At 63.2% G+C, this 15,232-nt stretch carries 17 protein-coding genes; 5 read left to right on the top strand and 12 right to left on the bottom strand.

Translation table 11 applies throughout. The features are described 5' to 3' along the window. Window positions 1-42: 42 nt before the first annotated feature. The 11 genes from ACO06F_RS08905 to coxB form a co-directional block, all read right to left on the bottom strand. A complete protein-coding gene (locus tag ACO06F_RS08905; protein ID WP_421696331.1) occupies window positions 43-618 on the bottom strand; it encodes a GNAT family N-acetyltransferase in 576 nt (191 codons plus the stop codon). Window positions 619-645: 27 nt separating this feature from the next. After that, complete coding sequence (locus tag ACO06F_RS08910; protein WP_421696332.1) at window positions 646-1,905, bottom strand: M16 family metallopeptidase; 1,260 nt, start codon at window positions 1,903-1,905, stop codon at window positions 646-648. A 16-nt stretch (window positions 1,906-1,921) separates the two neighbouring features. After that, the gene (thrC, locus tag ACO06F_RS08915) at window positions 1,922-3,313 is read right to left on the bottom strand and encodes a threonine synthase (RefSeq protein ID WP_421696333.1); all 1,392 of its coding nucleotides are present in this window, start codon (window positions 3,311-3,313) and stop codon (window positions 1,922-1,924) included. Between the two features lie 70 nt (window positions 3,314-3,383). Beyond that, on the bottom strand, window positions 3,384-4,112 hold the full coding sequence (locus tag ACO06F_RS08920) for an SURF1 family protein (protein WP_421696334.1): 729 nt from the start codon (window positions 4,110-4,112) through the stop codon (window positions 3,384-3,386). Further along, window positions 4,109-4,483, bottom strand: a complete 375-nt coding sequence (locus tag ACO06F_RS08925) for a DUF983 domain-containing protein (RefSeq protein WP_421696335.1) — start codon at window positions 4,481-4,483, stop codon at window positions 4,109-4,111. The genes ACO06F_RS08920 and ACO06F_RS08925 overlap by 4 nt, the downstream gene beginning before the upstream one ends. Before the next feature lie 80 nt (window positions 4,484-4,563). Then, the gene (locus tag ACO06F_RS08930; protein ID WP_421696336.1) at window positions 4,564-5,415 is read right to left on the bottom strand and encodes a cytochrome c oxidase subunit 3; all 852 of its coding nucleotides are present in this window, start codon (window positions 5,413-5,415) and stop codon (window positions 4,564-4,566) included. A gap of 12 nt (window positions 5,416-5,427) precedes the next feature. After that, window positions 5,428-6,015 (bottom strand): cytochrome c oxidase assembly protein, encoded by a 588-nt coding sequence (locus ACO06F_RS08935; RefSeq protein WP_421696337.1) that lies wholly within the window; start codon window positions 6,013-6,015, stop codon window positions 5,428-5,430. Next, window positions 6,015-6,164, bottom strand: coding sequence for a hypothetical protein (locus ACO06F_RS08940; RefSeq protein WP_421696338.1), 150 nt, complete (start codon window positions 6,162-6,164; stop codon window positions 6,015-6,017). The genes ACO06F_RS08935 and ACO06F_RS08940 overlap by 1 nt, the downstream gene beginning before the upstream one ends. A gap of 8 nt (window positions 6,165-6,172) precedes the next feature. Beyond that, entirely contained in the window at window positions 6,173-7,129 is a 957-nt protein-coding gene (locus tag ACO06F_RS08945) for a heme o synthase (protein WP_421696339.1), read from the bottom strand. 12 nt (window positions 7,130-7,141) lie between these two features. After that, window positions 7,142-8,791: a cytochrome c oxidase subunit I gene (gene ctaD / locus ACO06F_RS08950; RefSeq protein WP_421696340.1), complete on the bottom strand. Its 1,650-nt coding sequence runs from the start codon at window positions 8,789-8,791 to the stop codon at window positions 7,142-7,144. A 21-nt stretch (window positions 8,792-8,812) separates the two neighbouring features. Further along, window positions 8,813-9,715 carry a cytochrome c oxidase subunit II gene (coxB, locus tag ACO06F_RS08955; RefSeq protein ID WP_421696341.1) on the bottom strand — a complete coding sequence of 301 codons (903 nt, stop codon included), beginning with the start codon at window positions 9,713-9,715 and terminating at the stop codon, window positions 8,813-8,815. Window positions 9,716-10,021: 306 nt separating this feature from the next. On the opposite strand from coxB, the gene ACO06F_RS08960 reads away from it, so the two are divergent. From ACO06F_RS08960 to ACO06F_RS08980, 5 genes are all read left to right on the top strand, one after another. Continuing rightward, window positions 10,022-10,666: an invasion associated locus B family protein gene (locus tag ACO06F_RS08960; RefSeq protein ID WP_421696342.1), complete on the top strand. Its 645-nt coding sequence runs from the start codon at window positions 10,022-10,024 to the stop codon at window positions 10,664-10,666. Between the two features lie 135 nt (window positions 10,667-10,801). Then, window positions 10,802-12,229, top strand: a complete 1,428-nt coding sequence (gene tldD / locus ACO06F_RS08965; RefSeq protein ID WP_421696343.1) for a metalloprotease TldD — start codon at window positions 10,802-10,804, stop codon at window positions 12,227-12,229. A gap of 6 nt (window positions 12,230-12,235) precedes the next feature. Then, complete coding sequence (locus tag ACO06F_RS08970) at window positions 12,236-12,847, top strand: HAD family hydrolase (protein ID WP_421696344.1); 612 nt, start codon at window positions 12,236-12,238, stop codon at window positions 12,845-12,847. After that, window positions 12,844-14,199, top strand: a complete 1,356-nt coding sequence (locus tag ACO06F_RS08975; RefSeq protein WP_421696345.1) for an MATE family efflux transporter — start codon at window positions 12,844-12,846, stop codon at window positions 14,197-14,199. The genes ACO06F_RS08970 and ACO06F_RS08975 overlap by 4 nt, the downstream gene beginning before the upstream one ends. Then, the gene (locus ACO06F_RS08980; protein ID WP_421696346.1) at window positions 14,196-14,873 is read left to right on the top strand and encodes a DUF937 domain-containing protein; all 678 of its coding nucleotides are present in this window, start codon (window positions 14,196-14,198) and stop codon (window positions 14,871-14,873) included. Before ACO06F_RS08975 ends, ACO06F_RS08980 begins: the two co-directional genes overlap by 4 nt. Before the next feature lie 4 nt (window positions 14,874-14,877). Here the strand turns inward: ACO06F_RS08980 and ACO06F_RS08985 are convergent, their stop codons facing one another. Next, window positions 14,878-15,126 (bottom strand): DUF1127 domain-containing protein, encoded by a 249-nt coding sequence (locus ACO06F_RS08985; RefSeq protein WP_421696347.1) that lies wholly within the window; start codon window positions 15,124-15,126, stop codon window positions 14,878-14,880. Between the last annotated feature and the right edge of the window lie 106 nt (window positions 15,127-15,232).

Consider the following 15,232-nt stretch of genomic DNA (forward strand, 5'->3'; position numbering starts at 1 on the left):
GCCCGTCATTGCAAGTGAGGATACACCAGCGGCAACCGCGCGTCAGTCTGAAAGCCTTGCAAAAAGAAGGTGATCGCGCCAATCCCCAGCTATCTTGAGGTAGCCGCGCGCCAGCCCCTCATGCGCAAAGCCGCATTTCCGGAGAAGGCCGATCGAAGCCTGATTATGCGGAAGGCAGGCCGCCTCCACCCGGTGGAGGCCCAGGTGGCGGAACGAGAACTCGAGGATCAGCCTCACACCGGATGTCATGTAGCCCTGGCGCGCAAAGGGCAGGCCGATCCAGTATCCCAGGGTCGCCGTCTGGGCGACGCCACGGCGCACGTTGGACAGGGTCAGCGCACCAACCAGCGTTTCGCCAGCAGCGTCGAAGATGAAATAGGGGTAGGCCACGTCCTCATCGATGTCCCGCCAATATTGCCGGACGCGGGAGCGGAAGGCGGTGCGGGTCAGATCATTGCTGGGCCAGATCGGCTCCCAAGGGGTGAGGAAATCGCGACTTCCCGCCCGCAGGCCCGCCCATTGTTCATAATCACCCATGTCCGGCACCCGGATCATCGCATGGCCGTCCCGCAGGGTGGGCGGCGGGTCAGCGGCGAAGGGGGAGCGGAGGAAAGCCATGGGCCAGTTGGGCGTTAAGTGCGGGCGTTAAACGAAATGCCGGGCGAGTGTATCATATCCCGCCAATTGGCCAATATGGCCGACAGCGCTGAAGGCAGGCTTCTGGCTCCGGAACAGCCTTTCGGCCAGGGCCCGCACCTGCTCGGGCGAGACCGCCTCGATCTTCTGCATCAGCGTGGCGATCGCCGGCACCTGGCCGAAGGCGAGGAACTGGCGCGCGATCTGGTCGGCGCGGGCCGACGCGCTCTCGAGGTTCATGACCAGGCTGGCCTTGAGCTGGGCCTTGGCGCGGTAGACTTCCGCTTCCGTAACCTCACGGGCAACGGACATCATCACTTCGGATGTCAGGTCGAGAAGCTCGTTCGAATGTTCAGGCGAAGTCGCGGCATAAACCCCAACCTGCCCCGCATCCTCGAAGGCGGAGCCGAAGGAGAAGACGCTGTAGCAGAGGCCGCGCTTCTCGCGAACCTCCTGGAACAGCCGGGAAGACATGCCCCCGCCCAGAATGTTGGAGAGCACCTGCAGAACATAGATGTCCGGGTGGCGGTAGCTCGGCGCCTCGAAGGTCAGGACCACATGGGCCTGGTCCAATGGTTTCTCCGCCGTGCAGGCCGTGGGAACGAAGGCCGGCGTCTCGCGCTGCGGCTCATGGCCATGCTCGATCTGGCCAAGAAGCCGCTGGGCTTCGGCGGCAAAGGCCTTGTGGTCAATGTGGCCCGCGGCGGCGACCACGATGCGCGAGCCCCAGTAATTGCGGTTCCGCCAGTCGAGGATCTGCTGGCGGGTCACCGCGCCGATCAGGTCATGCGTGCCGAGGATGGACCGGCCCAGCGGATGCTGGCCGAAGCTTGCGGCCTGGGCGAGGTCGAAAACCAGGTCGTCCGGCTGGTCATGGGCTGCGGCGATTTCCTGCAGGATCACGTCCCGCTCGCGTTCCAGCTCATCCGCATCCAGTTCGGGGGATGTGAAGATGTCGGCCAGAATGTCCAGCGCCATTGCCCAGTCCTGCTTCAGAACGCGGGCATAATAGGTGGTGGTCTCCATGCCCGTCGCGGCATTGATCTCGCCGCCAGCCGATTCGATTTCCTCGGCAATGGCACGGGCCGAACGGCGGGCCGTGCCCTTGAAGGCCATGTGCTCGAGGAAGTGCGCGATGCCGTTTTCGTCCGCCCCCTCGTCCCGCGCTCCGGCTTTCACCCAGATGCCGATCGCGGCCGTTTCCAGGTGGGGCATGTGATGGGTCACGACATGAATGCCGTTGGGAAGACGGGTGATCTCGACACTCATACCAATACTCTAAGCCTCACGCCGTCTGCTGCGATAGGATGAAGTCGCGCACTTGGGCCACATCGTTTGGAAGCACTGTGAACCGTTCTTTGCCAGCCATCAAGTGGGCGAGCCTCGGGGGCAGGCCCGGGCGGATGCCCGAGGCCTTTTCCACCGCATCGGGGAATTTGGCCGGGTGCGCGGTGGCAAGCGTCACCATGGGGCTTGCCGAGGCTTCGGCCCGGCGCGCCACGGCATAGGCAACGGCGGTGTGGGGGTCGAGAAGTTCGCCCGTCTCAGCCAGAGTCTGGCGGATCGTCTCGGCAGTCCCGGCCTCGTCCGTGGCGCCCGAAGCGAATTCGTGGCGGATCTGTTCCAGCTCACGGTCACCAATGGTGAAGGCCCCGGACTGTGCGAGCCCGGACATCAGATGGCGCACAGCGTACGGGTCCCGGCCGTAGACCTCGAACAGCAGCCGCTCGAAATTGCTCGACACCTGAATGTCCATGGACGGGCTGGTCGAGGGCCTCACGCCCTTCTGCTCATAGCGGCCGGACTTCAGCGTGCGGTCCAGAATGTCGTTCACATTCGTGGCAATCAGCAGCCTGTCCACAGGCAGCCCCATGCGCTTGGCCACGAAGCCTGCAAACACATCGCCGAAATTGCCGGTTGGAACGCAGAAGCTCACCTGGCGCGCGGGTGCCCCAAGCGAGAGCCCCGCGGTTACGTAGTAAACCGTCTGCGCCATGATGCGCGCCCAGTTGATGGAGTTGACGCCGGCAAGCCCAACCCTGTCCCGGAAGGCAAGATCGTTGAACAGCGCCTTCACGATCGCCTGGCAATCGTCGAAGTTTCCTTCAATCGCGATGTTGTGGATCGAGGGAGACTCGACCGTCGTCATCTGCCGCCTTTGCACCTCGGAAACCCGCCCGTGCGGGTGCATCATGAAGACGGAGGCGTGGTGCGAGGATTTGAAGGCATCGATTGCGGCCCCGCCCGTATCACCGCTGGTGGCGCCCACGATGGTGGCGCGGGTGCGGCGCTTGGCCAGCGCCCAGTCCATCAGCCGGGCGAGCAACTGCATCGCCACGTCCTTGAAGGCCAGCGTCGGCCCATGGAAAAGCTCAAGGAGCCACTGATTGTCGTCAAGCTGCTTCAAGGGCGCCACGGCCGGGTGGCCGAAACTCGCATAGGCCTCTGAAATCATCCGCTTCAGATCAGCATCGGGAATGGCCCCGCCGATGAAGGGGTGCATGACGGTGAAGGCCACATCTTCATAGCTCCGCCCCTGGAGATGGGTGATCTCCCGGGTCGAGAGTTCGGGCCATTTGGCGGGCACGTAAAGACCGCCATCGCGTGCCAGGCCGGTCAAGAGAACGTCTTCGAAACCGAGTTCCGGGGCCTCGCCCCGGGTCGAAACATAGCGCAAGGCCGTGCCCCCTCAAGGATGTGAGGCTCCTTTAGCCTTGCCCTCGAGAGCCATCAAGCGATGGTTTCCCTCACCTCCGCCGCTGTTTTCGCAGATCGTAGATGTAAACCCCCGAAACGCCGATCAGCGTGAGCGCCAGGCCGAACCAGGTGATGGCATAGCCCAAGTGATTATTGGCGAGATTGGCCTTGGGCTCCTCGGGCCGCGGGAATTCGACCTTCGTGCTTTCAGGCAGCAGCTGCACCACATATGGGAAGGGCTTGAGGCCGGGGGCAAGCGCGCTGGTATCGAGCATCCCCTTCACATCCCACCAGAACCAGAGATTGGCCTTGGGGTCATTCGCCGGGTCGAAATAGCCCGGCCCATGCTTGTAGGTGCGGATCACCCCTTCAATCTCCGTGGGGCCGTCGACCACCTCGAAATGCTCCAGGCGCTGGCCAGGCACGCGCCCGCGGTCGACGATCACGGCCCAGCCGTCATCGCTGATGGCGGGGGTCATGATGGTCCAGCCCTGGCCGCCGTCATAGGTCGAGATCATCTTCTTCCAGGCGTCGTTCTTATATTGGCCAGAGAACCGTACGCGGACGAATTCATCATCCCGGCCATCCGCCGCCATCTGGGCTGCGGTGGAAAGGTCCACCGGGGCTGCGGCCGCATTGGCGGCAAGCTGGGCCAGAAGGCCTTCCTTCCAGTGCAGGCGCTGCACCTGCCACACGCCGAGCCAGAGCAGGATCGCGACCCCCACGAGGGTTGCCAGCACCACCGGCCAGATACGCGGCGGGCGCTCATGCGGCCTCATGAATGGTGGCGCCCTTCATGGGCGTCCGTCTTCCATTGCTGGTTGATGAGGATGCCCTTGGCCGGGCGCAACAGCACCAGTGGAAGAATGACGAGCAGCGGAATTGCGATCAGCACATGCACCCAGAAGGGCGGCTGATAGGCAACCTCGATCCCCAGGATGGAGCCCACACCCACCACGCAGACGAAAAGCATGACGAACCAAGCCGCTCCGTCTCCGCCATCGGCAAATTCATAGGAAAGGCCGCAGCTGGTGCAGGCGGGCGCTACGGTCAGATAGCCGCTGAACAGCTTTCCGCGCCCACAGCGCGGGCACTTTCCTGCAATCCCCGTCTTGAGGGGGGAGAGATCAGGGTAATAGACTTCACTCATAACTGCCTCGAAATACAAACGGCCGCAGCGATGATGCGCTGCGGCCCGAGCTTATCAGAAATCCGGCCGTAAATCAGGCGTCAGTCGTGCGGAATGACCGCACCATGCGAGCCCCAGATATAGATTGCGGCGAACAGGAAGAGCCACACCACGTCCACGAAGTGCCAGTACCATGCGGCGGCCTCGAAACCGAAGTGGCCCTTCGGATTGAAATGGCCGTTGGAGGCCCGGATCAAGCAGACGATCAGGAAGATCGTGCCGATCACCACATGGAAGCCGTGGAAGCCCGTGGCCATGAAGAAGGTCGAGCCATAGATGTTGCCGCCATTGTCGCGGTTGAAGGCGAATGCGGCGTGGCCATATTCATAGGCCTGGACGAAGGTGAAGAGCAGGCCCAGCAGCACCGTGGCGAGAAGCCCCATCTTGAGGCCCTTGCGGTCATTGTTGAGGAGCGCATGGTGCGCCCAGGTGACCGTGGTGCCGGAGGTGAGCAGGATCATGGTGTTGACCAGCGGCAGATGCCAGGGGTCAAGCACCTCGACGCCCTTGGGCGGCCACACGCCGCCCGTTGCGGCATAGCGCGAGGCCTGCATGGCCTCACCGGTGAACAGGCTGGCATCGAAGAAGGCCCAGAACCACGCCACGAAGAACATGACCTCCGAGGCGATGAACATCAGCATGCCATAGCGCATGTGAAGGGAGACCACGCCCGTGTGATCGCCCTTCTGGCCTTCGAGGATCACGTCCCGCCACCACATAAACATGGTGTAGAGCACGCCCGCGAGGCCCAGCAACATCACCGCGGGGTTGGAGCCGTGCATCCAGAGCACCGCGCCCACCGCCAGCACGAAGGCGGAAATAGAGCCAACGAACGGCCACGGGCTGGGGTCGACGAGATGATAGTCGTGGTTCTTTGCGTGCGCGTCAGCCATGTCCACTGCTCCTTAATTCGCGATGCTGCCGGGGGCCGTTGCCGGGCCCTCCGAAACAGCCTTGGGCTTGTCCACCGGGTAGAAGGTATAGGACAAGGTGATTTCCTTGATACCGGACGAATTCGCATCCTCGAGCATGGCCGGGTCGACGAAGAACGACACGGGGAACTCAAGGCTTTCGCCGGGCTTCAGCGTCTGCTCGGTGAAGCAGAAGCACTGGATCTTGTTGAAGTAGGCGCCGGCCTGTTCCGGCGTCACGTTGAACACGGCACTGCCCGTCACCACGCGGCCCGAATTGTTGGTGGCCTTGTAGAAGGCAAGCGTCTGCTCCCCGAACTTGACCTTCACCTGCTCCTGCGCGGGATGAAATGCCCAACCGAGGCTGCCGGAGGTGTTGGCATCAAACTGCACCACCACGGTTCTGTCAGAGACTTTGGCAGGTGCAGCCTCAGCACGCTGTGGCGTTCCGGCAAAACCCGTCGCCTGGCAGAACATGCGGTAGAGCGGCACGGCGGCATAGGACAGCCCCACCATGCCCGCGGCAACACCCGCAGCGAGCACGGCGATACGGATATTCTTGATGGGATTGACTGGCCGCATCAAAGCGCGCGCTCCCCCACCGATCCGCCAAGGCGGACGATGGTGGTGATGAAGAACAGCGCCACGAGGGCCACCAGGATGATGGCAGTGGCGATCGCGCGCTTCCTCCGGCGCGCCATGTCTTCGGGTCCGAAGGGGGAATTGGTCATGGCCTCATTCATCCGAAAACCGGCGCGAAGGGCTGAAGGCCCAAGGCGCGTTCTGCGAGGATGAGCGCGAACACGACGAACAGCCACAGTGTGGAGAAGCCGAAGAGTTTCTTGCAGGCCGTCTCTGCCGCCTGGCCCTCGCGGATGGTGAACACCCGCCAGGCATGCCAGATGAACATGACGCCCAAGCCGATATTGGCCAGCAGATAGAGCCAGCCGACCGTACCGGTGAGGCAAGGCAGCAACGTCACCGGCACCAAGAGCAATGTGTAGAGAAGGATCTGGCGGCGGGTTTCGTCAGGGCCTGCCACCACGGGCAGCATGGGCACACCGGCGTTGGAATAGTCAGCGTTGATCTTCTTCCACAGGGCCAGCGCCCAGAAATGGGGCGGCGTCCAGGTGAAGATGATCAGGAACAGCGCGATGGCGCCAAGGTCGATCGAACCCGTCACCGAAGCCCAGCCCACCATGGGCGGAAAGGCGCCGGCGGCACCGCCGATCACGATGTTCTGGGGCGTCAGCCGCTTTAGCCACATCGTATAGACGGCGATATAGAAGAAGATTGTGAAGGCGAGCAGTGCGCCCGCCAGCACATTAACCATCAGGCCCAGCACCAGCACCGAACCAGCGGCGAGCGTCATGCCGAAGCCCAGCGCTTCGGTGGGGGTGATGGACCCTGCCGGCACCGGGCGCTTGGCAGTGCGCTTCATCATCGCGTCGATGTCGGCGTCATACCACATGTTGAGAGCGCCGGCCGCGCCGGCACCCACGGCAATTGCCAGCAGCGCCACGAAGGCGAGCCAGGGATGGATCGTACCGGGGGCTGCGATCAGCCCCACGAAGGCGGTGAAGATGACGAGCGACATCACGCGCGGCTTGAGCAGCGCGAAATAGTCCCTCACCGTTCCCTGGCCGCCTTCTTGGGCGGCCGGGGCTTCGGCAAACGGGGCGTTGATGTCGCTCATCTGACTTATTGCTTACTTGATGACGGGAAGGGTCGAGAACTGGTGGAACGGCGGCGGAGAGGACAGCGTCCACTCCAGCGTCGTGGCGCCCACGCCCCACGGGTTGTCGGCGGCCTTCTCCTTGCGGGAGAATGCATCGAACAGACCATAGAGGAACACGAGAACGCCGATGGCCGAGAGGTAGGAGCCGTAGGACGACACCATGTTCCAGCCGGCGAACACCTCCGGATAGTCGATGTAGCGGCGCGGCATGCCGGCAAGCCCCAGGAAGTGCTGCGGGAAGAACACCATGTTCACGCCCACGAACATGATCCAGAAGTGGGCCTTGGCGATGGTCTCGCTATACATGTATCCGGTGATCTTCGGGAACCAGAAGTACCAGCCCGCGAAGATCGCGAACACCGCACCCAGCGACAGCACATAGTGGAAATGGGCAACCACATAGTAGGTGTCATGCAGCGAGCGGTCGACGCCGGCATTGGCCAGCACCACGCCCGTAACACCACCCACCGTGAACAGGAAGATGAAGCCCATGGCCCACACCATCGGCGCCTTGAACTCGATGGAACCGCCCCACATGGTGGCGATCCAGGAGAAGATCTTCACACCCGTGGGCACCGCGATGATCATCGTGGCGGCCACGAAATAGGCCTGGGTATCGGCGTCGAGGCCCACCGTATACATGTGGTGCGCCCAGACGATGAAGCCGACAACGCCGATGGCCACCATGGCGTAGGCCATGCCAAGGTAACCGAACACCGGCTTCTTCGAGAAGGTCGAGACGATGTGCGAGATGATGCCGAAACCGGGGAGGATGAGAATGTAGACTTCCGGGTGGCCGAAGAACCAGAACAGATGCTGGAACAGCACCGGGTCTCCGCCCGCGGCCGGCACGAAGAAGGAGGTGCCGAAATTGCGGTCGGTCAGCAGCATGGTGATGGCGCCCGCCAGAACCGGCAACGACAGCAGCAGAAGGAAAACGGTCACCAGAACCGCCCACACGAACAGCGGCATCTTGTGCAGCGTCATGCCGGGGGCACGCATGTTGAAGATCGTGGTGATGAAGTTGATGGCGCCAAGGATCGAGGAGGCACCGGCGATGTGCAGCGCGAGAATGGCGAAGTCCATCGCAGGTCCGGGCTGGCCGGTGGTGGAGAGCGGCGGGTAGATCGTCCAGCCGCCGCCCACGCCATAAGCGCCTGCCGGGCCTTCGACGAACATCGAGATCAGCAGCAGGGCGAGTGCGGGGGGAAGCAGCCAGAAGGAAATGTTGTTCATGCGCGGGAACGCCATGTCGGGTGCTCCGATCATCAGCGGCACGAACCAGTTGCCGAATCCGCCGATCATCGCGGGCATGACCATGAAGAAGATCATGAGAAGGCCGTGGGCCGTCACGAACACATTGTACATGTGCTTGCCGGCATCGACTGCGGCGTCAGCCGGGGTGCCATAAACCATGGAGGCGAGGCCCTGGAAATACTGGATGCCGGGCTCCGACAATTCCATGCGCATCACGATCGAAAGGATGCCGCCGATCACGCCGGCCACGATCGCGAAATACAAGTACATCGTGCCGATGTCCTTGTGATTGGTGGAATAGACATAGCGCTTCCAGCCGGTCGGGTGACCGTGGTCTTCATGCGCAGTCGTTGCGTGTGCCATTCTAATCTGCCTCGTTCCCAATTACTTCTGAGCCAGCTTGCCGTTTGCGGCTTCTGCACTGGCGAGATATTTGTTTGCGGCGTCGAGACCGGCGGTCAGCTGCGTCTTGGCCCAGGTGTCAAACACCTGCTGGGACACGGCATGCACCTCGATCGGCATGAAGGCATGGTCCTTGCCGCAGAGCTCCGAGCACTGGCCGTAGAACACGCCCTCACGCTCGGCGTGGAACCAGTCCTGGTTCAGACGGCCGGGAATGGCGTCGATCTTCATGCCGAACTGCGGGATCGTCCAGGAATGGATGATGCCATCGGGGTCGGACGTCACGATCAGCTTCACGGTCTTGTTGACCGGCACCACCACCGGATTGTCCGTCTTCAGCAGATAGGGCACGCCTGCCGTCTTGGCGGTTGCCATATCGCGCGCATTGTCGTCGAGCGTGGCGGTGAAGGAGACCTTGGCGGATCCATCGTCATTGACGCCAAGATCCGGATACTCATAGGTCCAGTTCCAACCCGGATTGCCGATGATCTTGATGGTCATGTCGGAGGCGGGAATGTCCCGCTGCAGATAGAGCAGGCGGAAGGACGGAACGGCAATCACCACCAGGATCAGGATCGGAAGCACGGTCCACAGCACTTCGACCAGCGTGTTGTGCGTGGTGCGCGAGGGGACTGGATTGGCCTTGGCGTTGAACTTGACCGACACATAGATCAGCAGGGCCAGCACCAAGAGCACGATTGCCGTGATGATCGGCAGCAGCAGGCCGTTATGGAAAGCGTGGATCGCGTTCATCGAGGGGGAGGCTGCCGGCTGGAGATTCATCTGCCAGGGTTGCGCATAGCCTTCGATCGCATGCGCCGCTGGGCTCACCGCGAAACCTGCCCCTAGGGCAAGAACTGCCGACACCGTGTTGCGAAACTTCATCGTACCCTCTCTCATCAAGACCTTGCGTCAATGCGCAAGGCGGCGGGGGCCATAGCTGTCCCGTGGAGGCCCCCGCTCCAACGGCCGATTGTGAACCACATTCGAAGGCCCATCGCAACTTGGGCAGGCGCGGCAAAACGTCGTGCCGGGCGCCCTTGCGCGGGCAATCGGAATTCTGCCCCAATTGCTGCCCAAACCGCCCGGCGGCAAACGCTGCTCGAGACAGTCAAGGACTGTGAAAGCGGGTTGTCTAAGCCAACTTGCGGCGCTAAACCCGCCGAATCGGGAACCAGAAGGTAAACCTACGTGCGAATCAACATGAAGCCGGGCCGCCTGCTCGCCCTCACCTCCCTTGGTATCGCGCTGAGCCTCGGGTTGGGGGGCATCGCGGCCGCCCAGGACACAACCGAAACGCAGCAGCAGCAGCCGCAGTTTGGTCCGCGCGCCAAACAGGGCAATCAGCCGCAGGGCCAGCCCGCCCAGGGCGGTCCTGCTCCCAAGATCGATCTCGTGGCCGAAAACGGCAAGTGGAAGGTCCAGTGCGAGTCGGCTCCTGCCGCCGAGGGCCAGCCGGCAGCGCGCCAGTGCGGCATGATCCAGGCCACGCAGAGCGAAAAGAACCCCAAGGCCTCCCTCACCCTGGTGATGGTGAAGCAGGTGCAGGGCGACAAGAGCATGATCAACATGCGCGTCATCGCTCCCATCGGCGTGTTCCTGCCCACGGGCGTTGCCCTCGAAATCGATGGCGCCGCAGTTGGCCGCGTGCCCTTCACCCGCTGCATGCCGCAGGTCTGCATGGCCTTTGCCGAAGCAACGCCCGATACGCTGGCCAAGCTCAAGAAGGGCAAGGAAGCCAATTTCATCATTTATGAAGCGCCCGGCGTCGGCCTTCCCATGAAGCTTTCGCTTGAAGGCTTCTCGGCTTCGCTGGCAGCTCTCGAAAAGAACTGACCCTTCGCCAAACTTCATCCTGAAAAGGGCCGCTCCGATGAGCGGCCCTTTTCATTTGGCGCAATGGCGCTGGCAGAATGGCAGCTGCTCACCTATCTTGAGGTTTGCCCGTTTCCTTCTTCAGAGGTGTTCCCCGTGACGCGTGCCCCCGCATCGCTCTTCGATTCCGCCGATTTCAGCCGCGCCCGTGCGGAAGCCATCGTGTCTGAAACCCTCCATGGCGCTGACGACGGCGAGCTGTTCGTCGAGAAGCGCCAGACGGAAAATCTGGTCTGGGACGATGGCAAGCTGCGCTCTGCGAGCTTCGATGAATCCCAGGGCTTCGGCCTCCGCGCCGTGCGGGGTGAAACGGCAGCCTATGCCCACGCCACGGATCTGTCGATTTCGGCCCTGAGCCGCGCCGCAGAGGTCTGCCGCACGGTTGCGAGCGGCGGCGAGGCGGTGAACGCCGTGGCGCCCGAACGCACCAACGCCAGGCTCTACGCCGATACCAACCCGTCCGAGGCCATGGGCTTTTCGGAGAAGATCGCGCTCCTCCAGAAGGTCGATGCCTATGCTCGCGGCCTTGACCCGCGGGTGCGCCAGGTCTCGGTTTCGCTTGCCGCAGACTGGCAGGCGATCGAGATCCTGCGCGGAGACGGCGCCAGCTACCGCGATGTGCGCCCGCTCGTCCGCTTCAACGTGTCCGTCGTCTCGTCTGACGGCAAGGAACAGGGCCAGGGCAGCCATGGGCTCGGCGGCCGCGGCGAGCCCCTGTCCTATGTGACTGAGGACATCTGGATGGCAGCGGCGCGCGAAGCGCTGCGCCAGAGCCTGGTTTCGCTGGAGGCGCGTCCGGCACCTGCGGGCGAAATGGATGTGCTGCTGGGGCCCGGCTGGCCCGGCATTCTGCTCCATGAAGCGGTGGGCCATGGCCTTGAGGGCGATTTCCACCGCAAGAAGACCTCCGTCTTCACCGGCATGCTGGGAAGCCGTGTTGCTTCAAAGGGCGTCACCATCGTCGATGATGGCACCATCCCCAACAGGCGCGGCTCCATCACCATCGATGATGAGGGAACCCCCTCCCATTCAACAACGCTGATCGAAGACGGCGTGCTCGTGGGCCTGATGCAGGACCGGATGAATGCCAGGCTTTTGGGCGTTGCCCCCACCGGCAATGGCCGCCGCCAGTCCTATGCGCATGCGCCCATGCCGCGCATGACCAACACCTACATGCTTTCGGGCGACAAGCACCCGGAGGAGATCCAGCGATCGATCAAGCGCGGGCTCTTTGCCAAGTCCTTCGGCGGCGGCCAGGTGGACATCACCTCAGGCAAATTCGTGTTCTCCTGCACCGAGGCCTATCTGATCGAGGACGGACGCATCACCATGCCGGTCAAGGGCGCAACGCTCATCGGGGCAGGTGCAGATGCGCTCACACGCATCTCCATGATCGGCAATGACATGGCGTTGGACCCCGGTGTGGGCACCTGCGGCAAGCAGGGCCAGGGCGTCCCCGTGGGAGTGGGCCAGCCCAGCCTCCGCATCGACCGGCTGACGGTCGGCGGCACGGCTGCTGCATAGGACTTCATGAAGCCCGAAACCGTCATCTTCGACATGGACGACGTGCTGTGCCGCTATGATCTGGGGCGGCGGCTCCGGGCACTGGCACGGATCACGGGCAAGACCCCGCGGGACATCCGGGCCGCAATCTGGGACTCCGGCTTCGAAGATGTGGCCGATACGGGGGGCTACCCCGATCCTGAAACCTATCTCGCCGAATTCGGCCAGCGCATCGGCTACCCGATCACCCGGGCCCAATGGGTGGAGGCGCGGCGAGAGGCCATGCAGCCCTGGCCCGACATGCTGGCGCTTGCCGCCCGGATCGGCGCCGAGGCCAGGCTTGCGATCTACAGCAACAATGGCCCGCTTACCAAAGTCACGCTGCCCGAACTCTTTCCCGGCCTCTGCGATGTCTTCGGCGAGCATTACCATTCCTATGAATTCGGCACCAAAAAGCCGGACCCTGCAAGCTTCGGCAAACTCATGGCGCGTATGGGAACAGACCCGGCGCGCTGCTGGTTCATCGACGACAAGCGCTCGAACGTGATCGGCGCGCGCATGGCGGGGCTCAAGGGCCACCATTTCCGCAGCCGGGACAAGCTGCTGCCCGAGGTCCGCGCCTTGGGATTTGAGGCATGAGCGCGCCCGCGGGCGCCATGCGCGAGGCCCCCTTCGTCACGGGCTCCACCATGCGCCATGTGGTGGTGATGACGCTGACCGGTGCCGTGGGCCTCATGGCGCTGTTCATGGTCGATCTGATCGACCTGTTCTTCCTCTCGCTCTTGAATGAAACAGCGGTGACGGCAGCGATCGGCTATGCCGGCACCATCGTCTTCGCCAATCTCTCGGTTTCGATTGGCTCCGGAATTGCCGCGGCGGCTCTTGTGGCGCGCAATGTGGGCGCAGGAGACATGGACAGGGCGCGCCAGTTCGCCACCAGCGCGCTGATGTTCTCGCTCCTCACGGCGGCGGTCATCACCCTCCTCATCAATCTGGGTTCGGGCAGCGTGCTCACGCTTCTTGGTGCACACGGCGAGGCCAAGCGGCTGGCGCAGCTCTTTATCTGGACCATGTCTCCTGGCTATGTGCTGATTGCAGGCGCCATCTGCTGCTCCTTCATTTTGCGGGGCCTGGGCGATGCGAAGCGCGCCATGTACATCACGCTGTCAACCGCCATCGTCACGGCCTGCGCGGACCCGGTCTTCATTTTCGGCTTCAAGCTCGGCATCCAGGGTGCGGCGGCGGCCACGGTGCTGGGCTATATCGTGTCCTTCGCCATCGGCCTCCACGGCGTGGTGAGGGTCCACCGCTTCATCAACCCGATGCGGTTCGGCGGCCTCCGGCGGGACTTCTGGCCGCTGTGGGGCATCGCCTTTCCGGCAATCCTCACCCAGCTGGCCCAGCCCTTCGCCAATGCGTATATCACCTATGAAATCGCGCCTTTCGGGGATGAGGCGGTAGCGGGCTTTGCCATTGTCGGGCGGCTGGTGCCGGTTGCCTTTGGCATCATCTTCTCGCTCGCAGGCTCGGTGGGGCCGATCATCGGCCAGAACTATGGCGCCAAGCGTCATGACCGCGTGCGGAAGGCGCTGACGGACGGGCTCCTGTTCTCCGGCGTCTATACGTTGATCACCTCCCTCATCCTCTTCCTGTTCCGCCACCAAGTGGCGGAGGCTTTCAACGCGGCGGGCCGCACGGTCGATATCGTCGTCTTCTTCTGCACCTTCATCGGCATCAGCTGGGCCTTTGCCGGCGGGCAATTCGTGGCCAACGCCGCCTTCAACAATCTGGGCAGGCCCAAGCTGTCCACCTGGTTCAACTGGGGCAAGGCCACGCTCGGCACGGTGCCGTTTGCCCTGGTCGGCGCCAGGCTCGGCGGCCCCGAAGGCCTCATCGCGGGAACGGCGCTGGGCTCCGTCATCTTCGGTATTGCATCGGTCATCGCCGCCTATAGGATCGTCCGGAGAAGCGAAATCGGAGTTGCGCGGTGAGCCTCACAAGCATGCTGGAGCAGGCCCAGGGCGGCCGGTTCTTCGCCGCCATCGCGGCAAGCCTCGATCTTGACGAAACCCAGACCCGCAAGGCCATGGGAAAGCTCTGCCCGGTCATTGCGGAGCGCCTTCACCAGCGCGCAGGCCAGGACGAAAATCTGTTCCAGTCCCTGCTGGACCTCATTGCCGACAATGCCGGCGGGTCGCTGCTGGAGGACAGGGATGCGATGGTGGGGCCGGAAGCCATTGCCGACGGCAACGCCATTTTGGAGGATGTGTTCGGCTCCAGAACCGATGCCATGGCGTCCCTCCGCGCGGCGGATGAGACGATCCCCGAACGGGAGCTGAGCAAGCTCGCCCCCATCTCGGCCACGGCGGTGGTGGCAGCCCTTGCCCAGTCCAACAAGCCGATGGGGCTGGCGGCGGCCCAGCAGAAGACAGCTGGCAGCGGCTTCTTCGGCGCGCTCATCAGCGCCATCATCGCCGGTATCGTGACCGCGCTCAGCCGGAAGCTTTCGGCCACCACCCGAAGGCGGCGCACCACCGGCTACGCGAGAAGCCGCAGCGGCAGGCGTGCCCCGGCAAGCCGAAGCCGCACCACCCGCAGGACGAAAACCGCGAATGTCTCGGTTGAAGACGTCTTCCGCGATATTCTCGGCAAGCTCGGCAAATAGCCCGTCAAATTTTCCGCCGGCGCTTGGCCGCACGTTCTTCGAGGGCGAGTGCTGCATTGACGGACAGCGGCAAGCCTGCCGCCCACTGCACTTCCTCGCGCGTCACGCCAATGTCGTGCAGCAGGAAATCATCCAGCGTATCGAGCCTGGCGAAGGCGCGGCGGGCCCGCCAATTGGCGATCAGGCGCCACAGAAGCGAAAACGATCCGACGGCTTCGGCGGACTGGGCGCGGCTCAGGGCATAGTCTCTCATGGCAAATCCTCCTCATCAGCGGGGAAGACCATTCCTCCCCGCATTTTCCGCCTCCCGGGCGGACGCTGCCGTGTGCGATGAAGAGATAATGCAGAACCCCCATTGA

Origin of the sequence: Aestuariivirga sp., from assembly GCF_965227715.1 — a bacterium.
GTDB lineage: Bacteria > Pseudomonadota > Alphaproteobacteria > Rhizobiales > Aestuariivirgaceae > Aestuariivirga.